This window comes from Niastella populi, assembly GCF_002078015.1.
Classification (GTDB): Bacteria; Bacteroidota; Bacteroidia; order Chitinophagales; family Chitinophagaceae; genus Niastella; species Niastella populi.
Genome location: NZ_LWBP01000219.1, coordinates 1 through 16,565 on the forward strand (window position 1 = coordinate 1; position 16,565 = coordinate 16,565).

Genomic DNA, 16,565 nt, shown 5'->3' on the forward strand with positions numbered 1-16,565 from the left:
ATAGCGTACCATTTTCATATGAAAACATGGTGTTTTCATATGGTGGAGTACCATTTTCATATGAAAATGGCATATCAGCATATGTATGGAATTAAACAAAAATGCCTTCCGGTTGGAATCACTTTCCAACCGGAAGGCATTAGCCTTTTAAAAATCTAATTTTACAAAAAAACGTAGTTATTCAATTGAGTGATCAGGTCCAATGTCGCGCAAGGCTCTGCGTATGTCCTCTTCATCCTGCTTGATTAGTCTGGAAAACTCTTTCACACTGATAAAATCGTTCTTCTCTTTGCCAAGTATTGCCCGATTACTGGCTAATATCATTTGGGCTTTGCGTATTCCACATCCAAGCAATTCAGCTACCTGATTGGTATGAATAACAAACTGATACTTGTCATTCCTTGCATACATTGGTTCGCCAAGTGGAAATTCATCGAACCATTCCATGGCTCGTTGCTTAAGGATCTCAATACCTTCGGCGGTCAGATACGGTAACCCGTTAACAACAAAATAAGGCGCTTCACCAGGCTTAAGCCTCGCAATTGACTCGAGCGCCTTTTTCTTACTTTTTTCAGCCTGTGCCCGCGCTTCGGGCGAGTTAAAAAATTCGACCATCTCCATGTTAAAAGCTTTTAGTGATAAAATACTGTTACTAATAGCTACCAATCAGAGAGAAAAGTTTACATAGAAGGGAAATTATTTAATAGAACTATAGAAATTTGATTAAGCTTAACATCAGGAGGAATGAATTGTATAATATCGCGTGTTTCTTCCTCATTAAGACGAAACAAATGGCAGAATTCATTTTAATGTAGCAGCATTTAAAACAGCCTTTCTTTTGCCTCTTTCAAATGGGGAATTCCGGGTGTTGTCGTCGAAGTTATTATCCATGGTAAAAGATTATAGTTTGCGTACAAATAACAATACTAATCCTTACCAATCAGAGCGGGCGCTTACATAAGGGCGGGAGTTGTGGGAGAATTGATTTGTAAATATAAAAAATCTATGAAAATAAAAAATAATACGGCCGGGAAATTATACCTGCAATGCAGGCACGCAACGCTACCCATACAGGTATAAAAAAGTCCCGCTCACATTTCGTGGCGGGACTACGTTAGTCGGGAGTACAGGATTCGGAAACTATGGTATTGGTCTTAATACTTTATAAATAACTCATCAACTAGCCAACCTGTCAACAACCAGTCAACTCGTCAACTACTCCTTAACAATCTTCCTCGTAACAACCTCCCCACCACGCTTCACCTGGATGAAATACGTCCCCTGCATATACTTACTTACATCTATCCGATGCACGGCGCCTGTCATTCGCGCAACATGCACCACCCTCCCCATTACATCATGTACCACAATCTGCGCCCCGGCGCCATATTGAACAACCAGCTGATCCTTCACCGGGTTAGGATAAATAACTACCCCCCGCTCCATTTCACTCATCGCTGCCGGCGCTGCCGCCTGCCGCGCAGTCATCAATTGAGTAGCGCCAATGGTAAAGCTGCCTTCCGGTGCAAAGGCACTCCCTGCATACGCGGCATCTATCGTTTGCACACTCCACACATAATCACCCGGCGGCAATCCTTTCAGCTTCCATCCCAGGTTCTGGTAGGCATTGCCCAGTGAACTCGTCATGCGCACGCCCGTTGAAATATTCGCATTGGGGAAAATATAGTAATGCCCGTTCGCGCCCTTTACATATAAGTTATAACTCAGCGCTTTTACCGGCGTTTCGGCATCGGCGCCGGCTGTCCAATTCAACTGTACGCTATCACCCGCCACCTGCGCCTGTAAACCCGATGGCGCTAATGGCGTATTATTCGTATTCATTGTTACGTTCTTAAACAGGAACGCCACATTGCGCGTATACGCTCCACTATAACCGTTCAACAACACATCGGTTCTGCCATCATGATCGAAATCGCCCAGTTCTATAGTGCCTTTATTGATGCCGGGTAAATTCAAACTCTCGGGGCTTTTTGTAAACACGCCCGTTCCATCGTTCAGGAAAATATTCGTTACCTCGCGCGCTTCACTGCTGCTGCGGCCGGTTAATAATATGTCGTAATCGCCGTCATTGTCCCAGTCTACAAACGCACTGCCTTTTCCATTACAGTTTTGGCGGTAATTCTGGAAAGTAGCTTTCTCTGTATAATTACCCGTACCATCGTTCAGGTACAACCGGTAAATATCATGACTTCCGGCATCGCTGTAACCATCGCCATCGCCGTTCAGCAACATATCGAGGTCGCCATCGGCATCCACATCGGCAAACTGCGAACTGCCCCAGTGTTTTTGTTTGAACGGAACCGCCTGCTCGGCAAACGTTCCATCCCCATTGTTCTTCCACACTTGTGTATACCGGCGCGATGCGCTGCGGTTCCAGGCCTGCACACAAAAGTCGATATCCTGGTCATTGTCTATATCAACCCAGCTGGCATCGGGGTCCTGGATGTTCATCGCATTGTTCACCCGGTTCACCGGCGCCTGCACGCCTGTACTGTTTTGAAAATAGAACTTGTTGGCATTGCCATTTCCTATCATGAAATAATCGGGGTAACCGTTATTGTCCAGATCGGCAATACCCGCCACCGGCGCATTTACCTGCGGCATGGTTTCCAATGTGAAAAACCCGGTTCCATCGTTGCGCAACAGGCGCGCATAGGGCGCCCAGGCATTGGCGCGGTCCCACCCGGCAACAATCACATCCAGGTCGCCATCGCCATCCACATCACCGGCGTTTATACCCGGTGTATAGATGCCGGGAATACTTTGACCCGTGGAGGTAAAATTGCCATGGCCATCATTTTTCATTATGCCGCCTACATAGGGATCAACGCCTGAATAAATAATATCGAGGTCGCCATCGTTGTCGATATCGGCCGACAATGATTTCCCGTAATCGAACCCAACGCCCACGCCGGCATATTCAATAGGCGGCTGTGGCGGCGGTATATATGGCCTGTTGAATGCCATCGCTTCATTATACGCCATCGGCGATTTTTTATCGCGGTATACCATACCCGCCGGCGTTAGTACGGTGGGCGATTTATAGAACATGCGCCGGGTATCGCCTACCCATTCGTACAATGCATAGCGTTCTACAAACGAACAGGTATCGAGCACGTTCAAAAACTTCGCAATGGTCTCCGCCTGATCGGCATAACCGGGCGTACAACAGGTCCAGTTGGCGCCATTGTTCCATTCGGTGATCCAGAGCGGACGGCCCGTACGGTCGTGTATTGCTTTTAAGCGGTTGTATAATTGTTGCGGTGTTTGTCCGCCCAGATAAAAGTGCATGGCCACAAAGTCAACGCGGTAGTTCAATGCATCGGCGCGATCGATAAACGAATACAGCCATTCGAGTCCGCCATCACTGGGTGAAGGCGATCCGAGGCGCAATCCGCTGCGCATGAGTTCGGGCCACAATGCCAGCGCATCGTCGATGCTCATATTGGCCTGATCGGTACGTTCGGGTTCATTGAACCCAAGCGCATGGGTGCTTTTCTTTTTATTATTGATATTGCTGAACGCATTCCACCAGCGGTTGTGCCGCATAGGGATGTATTCAACATTGTGTCCGCTTACGGCTACATTGTCCCAGTCGTATTGCCAGCTGGCATTGAGCGCTTCGGCGGCATCGCGTCCGCTCGTCCAGCCCTTTTTCGCAACCCAGCGCCAGGGTAGTACGCGAACAAACGATACATCGTTGTACAAACCGGCGGGCAGCGAGTCGATAACAAGATCCTGTTTATCGGCAATATATACGCGGCTGTAACCCGTGCCCATAGAGTCTTTGGCAAAAGTGGCCATATAGCCTTTTTTCAGCCGGAACGATTTTATGGCATCGTGCATGCCGCCCAGTTCGCCTGCTCGATTATACGTGTACATTCCCAACTGCTGTGAAGCGCCGGAGCGGTTCAACCCGTCATATACCTGTAGTGGTTTGTAATCGTGGGGGTGACTGATCACCATGGTTCCCTGCAGGTATTGTTCTACCCGAATATTGCTATCGATCACCGCTTTTTTGCCATCGACCATTATCTGCGGCAGATACGTATTGGCGAGAACCGAGGGTTTTATATTCGGAAAGTACAACCATACGTTCTCACTCCGCAGATCGAGCATGGAGCCTTTTAACGGGTTGGCATCACCGGTGATGGTCACCTGCGCATTACCGAACAACAATAATATTTTGTTGGTGATGGCAGCCACCGTATCAGTATAGTTATTGCGAATGAACGGCAGCATGGGCAGCGGTACGCGTTTTATCGAATACGTTTTGCTGGCGCCATTCTCGGCGGTCACCACAATTTTCATCTGGTTGGTGATATAGGCCGTAACCGGAGCCGCCACGCCGCCGGTATCTGTTATTGTAAAAGTAGCATGGGGCGATACGGTGATGGCCGATCGCAGTTGTGCCACCCTGCAATTGATGGGCAGCCACACGCTCGCATTAAGGGGATTAAGCAAACCAACCGATACGTTGGTGATCTTGTTCTTCTCTCCCACATCGCGCAGCGTTATGGGGTATTGGCCGGAACCGTTCAAACCCTTTACCAGCACGGCCATGGTATCGGACACTTTTGCGGTGTCCTGCATGGCCACAGGTAAGCCACTTACCAAACTCACAATATCAACCGTTGCGGTGGGCGCCACCTGCAGCGCGCCTTTTAATTGTGTCACCGTTTTGCCAGGGGTAACGTTTATAAGGGTATGATTGGTTGTATCGATGCTGCCCTCGGTGGTGGAGAGGATGGAATAATCATTGATAAGGCTTACTTCCAACTCATCGATCAGCACCTCGAGCGGTGCGGGCAGGGTGGTTGCGGAAGAACCGGTTTTGATGGCGAAGTATACATCCACGAATGCCGAGGTATCGGTTCCCGGTACTTTAAACACCTTTTTACCGCTGCAGCCATTCATTACGAAGGTGCCGTCGGTATTGGGACCGCAGCCGGCCCAGGTGCTGAAACCGCGCACCACATCGCCGTTGTTGTTTGGGGCATAATCGGCGTTGGGATTAGGGGCTATGGTGCTCAGATAAATTTCGCACCAAAAGCTGGCGGCCATACCGGTTTTAAAAGCGCCATTCACCACATAGGATTTACCTACCTGCAGGGACAGTTTTTGCCAAAAAAGGATATTAGTCCGGTTGGGACTGGTGATGCGCAGGCATCCACCTGCCCCGGCCGCCGGCGTTTGGGCGGTATAGTTAAACGCATAGGACGCCGGGAATGCGCTACCCTGGTGGTAGACGGTCCACCCCGCGGAATCGCTCATATTACCATTCGTTAGTTGTTGCTGCGCAAACAGCGCGGCAACCGGTAATATGGTTAGAAAAAATAATAGACATACATGAACTTTTTTCATTGGCAGGCAATTGTGGTTGAATGAATTTGTAAGGTGGGCAAGGTGCGTTGGATTTTTTTTCTGATGGAGGGTGGTTTTATGATTTTAGGGGGGACAAACTGGTAATGGGGGGAGTTGCAAAGGTGCTAAAAGGATTTGGGGAAGAATGCTTAGCTCCCTGGTTGACACGAGTCAACAAATCAATTAAAACCAACCACTTACCATACAATGAAGGCCATAGCGGCTAAATTCGTTATATTTGATTAGAATAATTTTAAATGATATGGCAGCCGGGAAACTTTTTTTTAAACTAAGCGCTGAAGAACAGGAAAACAGGTTAAAAGCTGTTTTGGAAAAGGAAATGGAAATTGCAAAAGCCAGGAACCTGCCAATCATTTACAGGAATGAGTTATGCGTTAAGCCAAATTATTTCATTCACAAATACCCCAACGGACGGCAGGAGCTGATAGAATTGAATCCCGACAATTCTGAAGAAACTGTAATAAAGGTTTTACAGGAAGCATGAACAATCCCGGTCTTTTTATAATAGCAGGACCAAACGGCGCAGGTAAAAGCCTTTTCTCAAAAGAATTAGCAATAACAGAACTGGAAGTTTTTGACGGCGACAAACACATGGCCGTACTGGTAAAGAAATATCCCGAAACGGGTAGTGAGGCGCTATGGTCGTATATCAATGAAAACATATTCGAGGAACAAAAGAAAAAGGTCATTCGTTCACGCCAAAATTTTGCGTTTGAAACCAACTTCAGCTCAGCGAATCCCATGAAGACTGCCCGGGAATTTAAGAAAGAAGGATATCAAATACATTTTGTCTTTATGGGACTTTCTTCAATAGAAGAATCGTTAGAACGAGTAGCGTGGCGTGTTCGTTTGGGAGGACATAAAGTGACAGAAGAGTCAATCAGATATAATTATGAACATGGTTATAAAAACCTGTACAAATACATAACCGAATTTGATACAGTTCTTATTATAGATAATAGCATTTCTTTGGTTGGAAAAGTTGTAATACCTAAAAGAATACTACATATAGAGAATGGTGAAGTTTCCTTAATACCAGAGGAATATCCAGCCTGGGTGCAGCCAATTCTCGATACTTTCAAAATTTCGTAAAAAGCAGTTACTTCAGGGTGGGCGTAAAATAAAAAAGGTCCACTGTAGAAACAGCCGACCTCTAACGATTGCTTGCCATATGAAAAAAAACGTAAGATCTGATTTATAGTGAAGCTTTCGCTTCGTGGCAGCCTTCTCCTCTTTTGCCTTTATGCCTCTTTGCCTTTCCCTTTATGCCTCTATGCCTTGTTGCCTATGTGCCTTCTCTTATGCCAGCCGGTGGAACTATTTGAAGAAATCACTGGCTAATCAACTCTTCCAACCAATTGAAAAACGGTATCGCGATAGTTACTGTTTGCATATTCGAAGCTGACAGTGTCATGAAGAAGTATACTATAATACTTTTTTTCAGACATGGTATTTTTTGATATGAATGCAAAATAATAATTAACGTCGGTTCTACCTGGCGCTATTTTAAAAGTATCAGACAAGGTTTTTACGTTGAACGCTTTGGCCATTTGACGTGGTACAATATCATATTCGCCGTTTTTTGAGCTGATTGAAAAATCGCGTATGTCAAAAAGTAATGAGTCCCTGTTTTTATTAATTATAACACATTCAATGGCAATTGACTTCTTTTTGCCTGAAGTGTAAAAAAAATGTGCATTAGAAAATTCTATAGTTAGTTGATTTTTTGCTGTAAAATTCTGGCAATACCTCTTACTGCATATAAAACGCGCATGATCAGGGTACCGGTGACAATTAAAAGGCAATATAAACAGTAACCCAACAAACAACAGCTTCATAGTTTATGCATTTTAATATGTTACTGAGCTATGAATTTATTATAAATATGGTCTCGAAAATATTTGTAAAATCTATCTGAGGCATTTTCATTCGTTCCTGGCGTTTGATCAGAATCACCTCCTATAATCCATTGTTCATGCATACCTCAAAAGCCTTTGAACTGCGGTATTGCACCCTCAGCCGCACCTATAACGGATCCCCAGGTAATTTCATTGCCAAAGGCTACATTAATACCGGCGTTTGTAGCAATAAATTGAGCCATTCCATGATGAGGACAAGGTAAGGCTGTATTAAGAATAATTAAAGCCCGTAATCTATGTGATTACGGGCTTTAATTATTTTACCTGAGATCGATGGCCAGCCGGTGGAACTATTGAAATATTGCCGGCTAATACCTTGATCCAATCAACTGTAAAATGGTGTCGTGATAATTACTTCCCGAATATTTGAAGTTGATAGTATCACTGAAAAGAATATCGTTATACTCTTTTTCAGACATCTTATTCCGTGAGACGAAAGCAAAGTAATAACCCAAACTGGTTATACCTGGTCCAATTTTGAAAACGTCTGACTTAGATTTTACATTAAACGCTTCTGCCATTCGCCCTGGCACAACATCGTATTCGCTATTATTCGAGCTGATCGAAAAATCACGACTATCAAACAGCAGGGAATCCGAAGTCTTATTATGTATAGCACACTCAATGGCAATTGACTTCTTTTTATCCGAAGTGTAAAATAAAATTGATCCTGTAAATTCTATCGTCAATGAATTTTCCGTCACGAAACTTTCACAAGGCCGCTGGCCACATATAAATTTCGTATGATCGGGGTACCTGTGGCAATGATACGGTGCTATAAATAATAAACCAGCAAACAACAATTTCATAAATAACTTATTAGCGTTTATTGTTCTATAAAATCAGGACCATACGTTTGTTTATAAAATCATGCCGGGCGGAGGAGCCGCCGGGCGCGACCAGGTGTATAAAAGAAAAAAGGTCCACTGTAGAAACAGCCGACCTCTAACGATTGCTTGCCATATGAAAAAAAACGTAAGATCTTGTTGGGGTGAAGCATTTGCTTCGTAGTAGCTTTCTTCTCTTTCTTTTTCCACTTTTACTGTGCTACCGTTGTTGATGATGTAAAAGTACAGCGCGCATCGTTTATTGCATAATCACCTTTTTCACAAATTCATGATGGCTAACGAAGCTATATAAATGCAAAACCCGCGGCCAGTCTGGAAAAGCACCCCATTTTGTTTATGATCTCCGCACCTGTTTTATCAATGAAAAAAGAGGTGTTGATTAAACGTTTTGCCTGTATTAACCAGGGTGAGTAGGTAAGGTTGCATGCGTGAATAAAAAAAACAACAGGCAATGAGCAACCACTATCAACGCTAAGGTACCAGGTTGGATTTACTGTCCTTTATCGCCCAGTCGGCCATGGCCATCAGGATCGGGGACAGTGATTCACCGGCCTGGGTAAGAGTATATATAGTGATCGGCGGCATCAGCTGCTCTACCTTTTTTGCCACCAGGTTATCGCCCACCAGTTGTTTTAAATGCTGCGCCAGCATCTTCTCCGTAATAGCAGGGATAGCCCTTTTGAGCTCACTGAACCTTTTTGGGCCAGCCATCAGGTTATACAAAATAACAGGCTTCCAGTGGCCGCCCACCTTGTTCATTGCATACGTTATGGGACAGGCACTTGCGGAAATGCCCTTATTCTGATTCCTGGTTGATTGCTCTTTTACTTTTGTCATGACACTTACTTTGGGGTAAGCTATTGTTATAAAGTTAGATCAAAAATAGCTTTGCTGAAACATTTAAACAATTAAGCATGAAATACACAGTAACCGGTTCACTCGGCAATATCAGCAAACACATCGTTGACATACTTGTTAAAAACGGGCACGACGTCACTGTTATCAGCAGCAACCCGCAAAAGCAAACAGCCATCGAGGCCCTGGGCGCGAAAGCAGCCATTGGCTCTGTCACCGATGCCGCCTTTCTCACCAATGCATTCAAAGGCGCAGATGCCGTTTACACGATGGTTCCACCCGATTTTACTAAAAGCGATTATCGCCAGCATATGGCTGATACAGGTAAGAACTACCTCGGGGCGATCAAGGCCTCCGGCGTAAAACGGGTCGTTAATTTAAGCAGCATTGGCGCTCATTTGAGCGCAGGAACCGGTCCCATCGCCGGGCTGCATGAAGTGGAACAATTACTGAATACGCTGGATGGCGTGGCCATTAAACATTTACGTCCGGGTTTCTTTTATACCAACTTCTTTTTTGATGTGGCTGTGATCCGTAACCATGGGATCATGGGGAGTAATTATAGTGCTGACAGCAAATTATCGATGGTACATCCAAAAGATATTGCGGTAGTGGCAGCGCAGGAACTGCAAACCGCATTTGAAGGTAAAAGCCATGAGTATATTGTCAGCGATGAACGAAAAATGGCCGAGGTAGCACAAACTTTAGGCGCTGCTATTGGTAAACCGGAATTGCCATGGGTTACCATCAGCGATGAGCAGTTATTGGGCGGTATGACCGGCGCCGGCATGGGCGATTCGATTGCCAGATTGTATGTTGAAATGGGACATGCTATCGGCAAAGGCATCCTGTTCGAAGATTTCCATAAGCAGCCTGAATTCGCGGGCAAGACAAAACTCACCGATTTCGCTAATGAGTTTGCAGCAGTATATAATTCAAACCAATAAAAGTTTTATAATTCTGCCCATGTAGGAGCCGCAAAAGTGATTATAGTCAACGCGCGGCAGCACTCCCTTCAGGGGTCAGGGGCATAAAAAAAGGTCCGCTGTAGAAACAGCCGACCTCTAACGATTGCTTGCCATATGAAAAAAGTTATAATCGAATTGAGTTGAAGCGTTCGCTTCGTAAGCGCGCGACTTGAGGCTTTGCAGCTGTATTTGCTTTCGGCTTTAGCCTGTATTTGCCTTTCCGCCCTCTATGCCTTTGTGCCTTTGTGCTTCTCTTCTGCCTCTATGCCTTATTGCCTTTTTTTTATTGATGCAAATTTACAATGCGCATCCATCACTGCATAATCGGCTTTGTCACATATTCATGATGCCTAACGCTGCAATACATATGCAATTTGGCTACCAGTCTATAACATCATTGTTGCTTACCGGATATTAAACGGGCATCATGTATAAAAATTGTATTAATTGTAAGTTTTACTAATAAAATCCATGTACTACCAGGAACAGGACAGTGCAGGATAGTGCACTATAAGTATTCAGTTCTGAGTTCCGGGTTCCGCGGGGGACAGGGGATATAAAAAGAAAAAAGGTCCACTGTAGAAACAGCTGACCTCTAACGATTGCTTGCCATATGAAAAAAAACGTAAAATCTAATTTGGGTGAAGCCTTTGCTTCGGGTAGCTTTCTTCTCTTATCCTCGTGCCTCTGTGCCTTTTTCTTTGCTACCGTTGTTGATGATGTAAAAGTACAGCGCGTTTCGCCGCATTCCTAACCAGCTTTTTGGTCATTTCATTACGCCAACCGCTGCTATACAACTGCAAAACCCTTAACCATCCTGCATTTCAGCCAATTTTACGTGTGATCGTTACCACCTGCGTTCAGGATAGTACAGGATAGTACAATTGGCAATAACTATTTAAAATAAATAACCGTTTAATCCCTGCCAATCAATTGCAGTACGGTGTCATAGCGATCACCCCGGGCGTACCCGAACGTGATAGTATCACGAAACAGGATATTCGAATACTCCTTCTTTGACATTTTATTTTTGGACCTGAACGCAAAAATGAAATTGTACTTTTTACGGCCGGGAGCCAGTTTGATCGTGTCGGGCATAATATACTCCGAATATCCGGGCGCGCCTTCACTCGATACGGCTTCATATTGGGCGTATTTCGAGCTAACGGAAAACGCGCGTTTATCAAACAGTAAGGTATCGGCGCTACTGTTAATTAAATTACAACCGATGCCAATTGACTTTTCTCTATCCAGGCGAAAAAAACGAGCATATACAAATTCAATATCCGGCAAATTAGCTGTTTTGAAAACCTGGCAATTCGAACGGCTACAGATAAAATATGCATGAGTTGGGTACCGGGTGCAAACAGCAGATGATAACATAAACATCAATGCTACTAATATGAATCTCATCAATAATTATTTAGCCGCGAAACTGATTTATATGATCTCTGAAATGATTAACGACTTTCCTTTAGGCGGGACAAGGGGGATAAAAAAAAGGTCCACTGTAGAAACAGCTGACCTCTAACGATTGCTTGCCATATGAAAAAAAAGGTAAAATCTGATGTAAGTGAAGCTTTCGCTTCGGGTAGCTTTCTTCTTTTCTTCTGCCTCTTTCCCTGCTACCGTTGTTGATGATGTAAAAGTACAGCGCGGCAAATTCCTATCATAACAAGCTTTTTCACTGTTTTATTATGGCAAAGCCTTGTACACACTAACAAAACCCTTGCTACACAAGCCTTTCAGCCGGTTATATCTGTAATAGCCAACGCAAAAAAACAGTGAATAACCATGGCAAATTATACGCCCCTTTACTTTTCTTTAACATTTTTAACAACATCGATGCCCTGAAACCGGCCTGCAGCCGGCATTTCAGCTAAACATTTCAGCAGCCTGATGACCTGCTTCTACCCAATAACTAAAGCACCCGCCCATCAACCTGCCAGCCGTTACTTACAAGGCCGCACAGCGTACACCCATTCACCATTGACCACTCAACCTGCCTGCCATTACTTATGAAGCCGCACAGCGTACGCCCTTTCATCATTGACCATTCACCATTCACCATTGATGCGCCATCGGCTAAATTAAAGTTCATGGTAAGGCTACCAGTGTTGCGTATACGGGTACGCTGACTGCCATTTTTTCTATCGGTTGATAAATTACCGATAAGGCGTCGTTGAAATTCCGGGAGCCTGACGAAAGCGTAACGTTGCCTGCCGTGTAGGCAGTTTTGGTGCCCGATTCAAAGGATTCGGTCAGCGTTGTCAATTCGGTGCACCGGTAGTTGAACCGGCGCCGTCAACACCATCGATATTCCAGGCCGTAAACAGGAGGGAAATAGAAAAAACGCCGGCCAGTAGCCGAACATTCATATTGGTTGGTTGAGTCATATAATTAAAGGTTTAAAAGCAAGTACGTCAAATATTCCAACTGATGCGTTTAATACCTTTCTAATAATATTCTAATAATCCTTTATGGCAATTACGAGGTAAATGTGATGTACTTAAATGGAAACTTAAAGGGAGAATAACATAAGTAAGGCGGAAGACTGTGTACTTTACTACAACTTGCGGAAGATTTTGAAGTGTATCGTTTGAACGAGTGGGTTAAAAGAGGGGCTGGATAGACATCCGCCCCCGTTTTAATCCAAAAATACTCTTTGAAAAACTAATGTAACTTAGTTCAAATTACACGCCAATCGCATAATAAACTAACTTTTGCTTATCTATTTTGTGGCAATGTGAATTAATTTCCTCCTCAGGGGATTATTTATTCCTTTATCGTTGACGAAATTCCCGGTTTAGGAACGTTAATGTACTATAGTACAATGACTTTGATGTTTATTTATTTATTTAAACGTCGACAGGGGAACGCTGCCGTTATACTAACGCAGGCGTTCCGCCATGTAGTCATGCACACACCACTTCATGTACATAGTATTTCTACTGCCGGGTTCATAAAAGTGTACAGCCTGTGCTTTATCCTTACTTTTGAAAAAAAGAACTCATATTATGCACAAAGTCCGCTGGGGTATTTTAAGCACCGCCAAAATAGCGCGGGAGAAAGTGATCCCCGCCATGCAACGTGGAAAGTATTGCTACATCGCCGCCATTGCTTCCCGCAACATCGGGCAGGCAACCGAAACGGCCGCCCGGCTGAATATCCCCACCGTATACGGTTCGTATGAAGAATTACTGAACGACCCCAACATAGACGCGGTATACATTCCGCTGCCCAACCATATGCACGTTGAATGGGCGCAGAAAGCCATTCAGGCCGGTAAACATGTGTTGTGCGAAAAACCGGTTGCCCTTTCTTCAACCGAAGCCAGGCAATTGCTAAAGGTGGCGCAGGAGCACCCGCAGGTTAAAGTAATGGAAGCCTTTATGTACCGCTTTCACCCGCAATGGGTGCGCGCCAAAAAGCTGGTCGATGAAGGCCGGATCGGGCAGTTGAAAACCATTCACTCCTTCTTCTCTTACTTCAATGCCGACCCCAATAACATCCGTAACCAGAAAGACATGGGCGGCGGCGGCATGATGGACATCGGTTGTTACTGCGTTTCGCTGGCGCGGTTTATCTTCAACAGCGAACCGTTGAAAGTATACGGTCACGTTACCATCGACCCCGTGCTGCTTACCGATACCATGGCTTCGGGTATGCTTGAATTTTTAAACGGAACCGCCACTTTTACCTGTTCAACCCAGTTAATGCCTTACCAACGGGTACAGGTACTCGGTACCGAAGGCCGTGTTGAAATTGAAATACCTTTCAATGCGCCGCCCGACGCGGTAACCCGTTTGTGGCTGCACTCAAAAAGCGGTTCGGAAGAGATTACTTTTGAACCGGTTGATCAATACACGCTGCAGGGTGATCTTTTTGCACAGGCGGTTATAAACGATACACCGGTGCCTACCCCTTTACAGGATGCCATCAACAATATGAAGGTCATTGAAACAGTGTTGGCAGGCGGGCAGCATTGACGCTACCATGCTGCATGACGATTTTCGCTTGCCGAATCGTGAAGAAAACGCGCCGTTGAAATGGTTTGCTGAAAACGCGCCGGCTTTTTGATAAAGTCAACCGCGCCGATCTCAAGGCATCTTGCTTTTTCTACCTCATGCACCGAGGTAGTGAAAATAATTACGGGGATGTTTTTGTAAACATTATGCGATTTTAAACGCGACAGTGTTTCCATGCCATTGAGCATTGGCATATTGAGGTCAAGCACTATCAATGAGGGCATGCCCGATTGTTCTATAAAGGTGTCGAGGTAGGAGAATACCTGCAACCCGTTTTCAACCAGATAAATATCATTAGATCGTCCTATCTCTTCAAATGCCGTATGCAACAAATACCGATCTTCCTGATCATCATCGGCAATTAAAATAAAAGGTTTTTGACTCATCATTATTAGTAATATCAGTAAACAATACAAATCAGGTAAGTACACGAGGTATTTACGCAATTCAGAACCAGCCGGGTCTTTCGGCGGAATAACAAAAAATCAAATAACAGTGTTTCTTAATTCGGTACAGGATACTAATAATCAGAGAGAGAACCTGGATCCTTAACTTAATGAAAGTGTTCTTCGGGTTTGTGTAATCAATCGAGAAGTAAGTTAAATCTTTAGGTCGAAAAATAAAAATGTTTGACAAATTTTACTTCAAATCCCGTCATTTTACGGTGACACCATGCTGGTTAAAGTTAAACCATTGAGCATGCATCAACATTCACTACTGTCATCTTCTATACAAATTCAATTTGCTTTATCATTGTAGCGTATCGTTGCAACAATCAAAGGGAAACAATAAAAATAAACCCGCTATATCTTGTACCGATCGCCTGCAAAATGTAGTATATTTAGAAACGCTGTTTGTATAATTTCTTATCCCATCCCATCATCCCATCCCATTATCCCGGTATCCCAACGCCCCTGTACCCCAACATCTCAATATTTCTTCACTTAAAAAATTGTTTATGGAAACCTTAGTTCACTATGGCATGAAAGTAAACCAACTTTACGATGCCTTCAACCGCCGCGACATTGATACTATTCTGAGATCACTGAGCAACGACTGCATTTGGGAGGTGATGGGACAACCGGAAATTTCCTTTGCCGGCATCTATCATGGCCGCAACGATATAAGGGAGTTCTTCGGTAAACTGAACGATGCGCTTAATATGACCGACATGACCGTTGAACATATTCTCGAGAACGGCAACCTGGTTATTGCAACCGGTCACTACACCGCGGTGGCGCGTAAAACGAACAAACGCTTCTCTTCTTTCTGGTCCATGACCTATGAGTTCAATGATAACGATCAGATAGTTCATTTCCGCGATTGTTTTGATACGCTGGTTTGCGCGCGGGCAATGAGAGAGTAATGTGCTAATGAAAATCCAAATATAGCGTCAGTTAATGCGCCAATGAATAAAGACCCGTAAGCGTAAGCGTTACGGGTCTTCTGTATTTTTAATTAGCTAATCAGCACATTAGCAACTTAGCACATTCAGTTATTTAGTAAACACCAATATCGCAGCGCCGCCTAATTCAATCTGATCGCCATGCTGCAATTCATGCGCTACCCCCGGTACATTCAGCGACTTCACTTTATCATCGGCAGTATAGATCTTCGTTTTGTTGCCGTTTTCGGGCAGCCCGCCCCTGTCGGGGAACAGAAAGAATTTATCAAGCTGCGGGTTATACATGATGTAGGCATGATTGCGGCTTACATGTAAATTGGCTTCGCCGTTTTGCGCATCGAACGCCGCATCTTCCTTTCCCCAGAACACGATATCATTGGTATGAATTCTTCCGCTGGTGAGCTGCGGACTTTTTGTTCTGCCTATATTGAACTTCAACTGCTGCTGCGGGTTCAGTTCGTATTCGGGAAACTCGGCTTTTCCTACCAGCACCTGCAGGCGGGCAACGGAGTACTGCTGTACGAAATCCTGCCCGCGCCTGATCACTTCAAGCCCCATAGTGCCATTGGTGATGCAATAGTCGGGCACTTTATCTTTTACAATATGATGTTCAAAGAACCAGCCTTCGGAGAGTTGAATGAAATTATTTACCAGCTTGCGCTCGAGATGATCTTTGCGGAACATGCCCGGCGTATCGCTGCACAGGGCTACGGCCAGCGTTTCTTCCAGCTCCTTGCTGTTACACAGCATGTATAACCGCAAGCCGGCAATGGTATGTCCTTTTTCATCAATATAGGGCTTTAACCCGTTGATGATAAACCGTACGATCTCTTCCCGTTTTGCCCTTGTGGCCGGAATGGATAATGCCGGTTGCATCCCTGCTGCCACCGGCTTACCGGTGGCCGGCGTGTGTTCACCCTGTTCAGGCCCTCCCGGCGTGGGGTTGGAAAGCAGGCGTTTAAGGAAGTTTTTCATTATTATGATGTATGGTGGTTATTGATACTGTTACGTCTTACTTTATCAGCAAAAAGCCTAAGCAAATTTTTTACGCCTTTCGGTTTTAACTTTCGGAACCCTGTATTCGCTTGCAGCTTGCAGCGTGCAGCTTGCGGCTTGCAGCGTGCAGCTTGCGGCTT

Annotated in this window: 16 protein-coding genes; 5 read left to right on the top strand and 11 right to left on the bottom strand. The window is 44.7% G+C overall.

Annotated features, from left to right (window positions below; all coding sequences use genetic code 11):
- Positions 1-177 precede the first annotated feature (177 nt).
- Complete coding sequence (locus A4R26_RS28540; protein ID WP_081169950.1) at positions 178-621, bottom strand: hypothetical protein; 444 nt, start codon at positions 619-621, stop codon at positions 178-180.
- 594 nt (positions 622-1,215) lie between these two features.
- On the bottom strand, positions 1,216-5,385 hold the full coding sequence (locus A4R26_RS28545; protein WP_081169951.1) for a glycosyl hydrolase: 4,170 nt from the start codon (positions 5,383-5,385) through the stop codon (positions 1,216-1,218).
- A 262-nt stretch (positions 5,386-5,647) separates the two neighbouring features.
- Between A4R26_RS28545 and A4R26_RS28550 the strand changes: the two genes are divergently transcribed.
- On the top strand, positions 5,648-5,890 hold the full coding sequence (locus tag A4R26_RS28550; protein WP_081169952.1) for a hypothetical protein: 243 nt from the start codon (positions 5,648-5,650) through the stop codon (positions 5,888-5,890).
- On the top strand, positions 5,887-6,498 hold the full coding sequence (locus A4R26_RS28555; RefSeq protein ID WP_081169953.1) for an ATPase: 612 nt from the start codon (positions 5,887-5,889) through the stop codon (positions 6,496-6,498). Before A4R26_RS28550 ends, A4R26_RS28555 begins: the two co-directional genes overlap by 4 nt.
- A 245-nt stretch (positions 6,499-6,743) precedes the next feature.
- Here the strand turns inward: A4R26_RS28555 and A4R26_RS28560 are convergent, their stop codons facing one another.
- The 3 genes from A4R26_RS28560 to A4R26_RS28570 form a co-directional block, all read right to left on the bottom strand.
- Positions 6,744-7,244 carry a hypothetical protein gene (locus A4R26_RS28560; RefSeq protein ID WP_081169954.1) on the bottom strand — a complete coding sequence of 167 codons (501 nt, stop codon included), beginning with the start codon at positions 7,242-7,244 and terminating at the stop codon, positions 6,744-6,746.
- A 389-nt stretch (positions 7,245-7,633) separates the two neighbouring features.
- Positions 7,634-8,134, bottom strand: a complete 501-nt coding sequence (locus tag A4R26_RS28565) for a hypothetical protein (RefSeq protein ID WP_081169955.1) — start codon at positions 8,132-8,134, stop codon at positions 7,634-7,636.
- 510 nt (positions 8,135-8,644) lie between these two features.
- Positions 8,645-9,010, bottom strand: a complete 366-nt coding sequence (locus A4R26_RS28570; RefSeq protein ID WP_081169956.1) for a winged helix-turn-helix transcriptional regulator — start codon at positions 9,008-9,010, stop codon at positions 8,645-8,647.
- A gap of 77 nt (positions 9,011-9,087) precedes the next feature.
- Between A4R26_RS28570 and A4R26_RS28575 the strand changes: the two genes are divergently transcribed.
- A complete protein-coding gene (locus A4R26_RS28575; RefSeq protein ID WP_081169957.1) occupies positions 9,088-9,975 on the top strand; it encodes an NAD(P)H-binding protein in 888 nt (295 codons plus the stop codon).
- Between the two features lie 936 nt (positions 9,976-10,911).
- On the opposite strand, the gene A4R26_RS28580 is transcribed toward A4R26_RS28575, so the two are convergent.
- The 4 genes from A4R26_RS28580 to A4R26_RS35930 all read right to left on the bottom strand — a co-directional run bounded on the left by A4R26_RS28580 (position 10,912) and on the right by A4R26_RS35930 (position 12,392).
- Positions 10,912-11,409, bottom strand: a complete 498-nt coding sequence (locus A4R26_RS28580) for a hypothetical protein (RefSeq protein ID WP_133054813.1) — start codon at positions 11,407-11,409, stop codon at positions 10,912-10,914.
- 508 nt (positions 11,410-11,917) lie between these two features.
- The gene (locus tag A4R26_RS35505; RefSeq protein WP_081169959.1) at positions 11,918-12,097 is read right to left on the bottom strand and encodes a hypothetical protein; all 180 of its coding nucleotides are present in this window, start codon (positions 12,095-12,097) and stop codon (positions 11,918-11,920) included.
- On the bottom strand, positions 12,094-12,270 hold the full coding sequence (locus tag A4R26_RS34575; RefSeq protein WP_207625843.1) for a hypothetical protein: 177 nt from the start codon (positions 12,268-12,270) through the stop codon (positions 12,094-12,096). The genes A4R26_RS35505 and A4R26_RS34575 overlap by 4 nt, the downstream gene beginning before the upstream one ends.
- Complete coding sequence (locus A4R26_RS35930) at positions 12,267-12,392, bottom strand: hypothetical protein (protein WP_278248455.1); 126 nt, start codon at positions 12,390-12,392, stop codon at positions 12,267-12,269. Before A4R26_RS35930 ends, A4R26_RS34575 begins: the two co-directional genes overlap by 4 nt.
- Positions 12,393-13,013: 621 nt before the next feature.
- Between A4R26_RS35930 and A4R26_RS28590 the strand changes: the two genes are divergently transcribed.
- Positions 13,014-13,985: a Gfo/Idh/MocA family protein gene (locus tag A4R26_RS28590; protein WP_081169960.1), complete on the top strand. Its 972-nt coding sequence runs from the start codon at positions 13,014-13,016 to the stop codon at positions 13,983-13,985.
- Positions 13,986-13,987: 2 nt separating this feature from the next.
- On the opposite strand, the gene A4R26_RS28595 is transcribed toward A4R26_RS28590, so the two are convergent.
- Complete coding sequence (locus A4R26_RS28595) at positions 13,988-14,413, bottom strand: response regulator (RefSeq protein WP_081169961.1); 426 nt, start codon at positions 14,411-14,413, stop codon at positions 13,988-13,990.
- A gap of 569 nt (positions 14,414-14,982) precedes the next feature.
- On the opposite strand from A4R26_RS28595, the gene A4R26_RS28600 reads away from it, so the two are divergent.
- On the top strand, positions 14,983-15,390 hold the full coding sequence (locus A4R26_RS28600; RefSeq protein ID WP_081169962.1) for a nuclear transport factor 2 family protein: 408 nt from the start codon (positions 14,983-14,985) through the stop codon (positions 15,388-15,390).
- A 129-nt stretch (positions 15,391-15,519) separates the two neighbouring features.
- Here the strand turns inward: A4R26_RS28600 and A4R26_RS28605 are convergent, their stop codons facing one another.
- Entirely contained in the window at positions 15,520-16,404 is an 885-nt protein-coding gene (locus A4R26_RS28605) for an FHA domain-containing protein (protein ID WP_081169963.1), read from the bottom strand.
- Between the last annotated feature and the right edge of the window lie 161 nt (positions 16,405-16,565).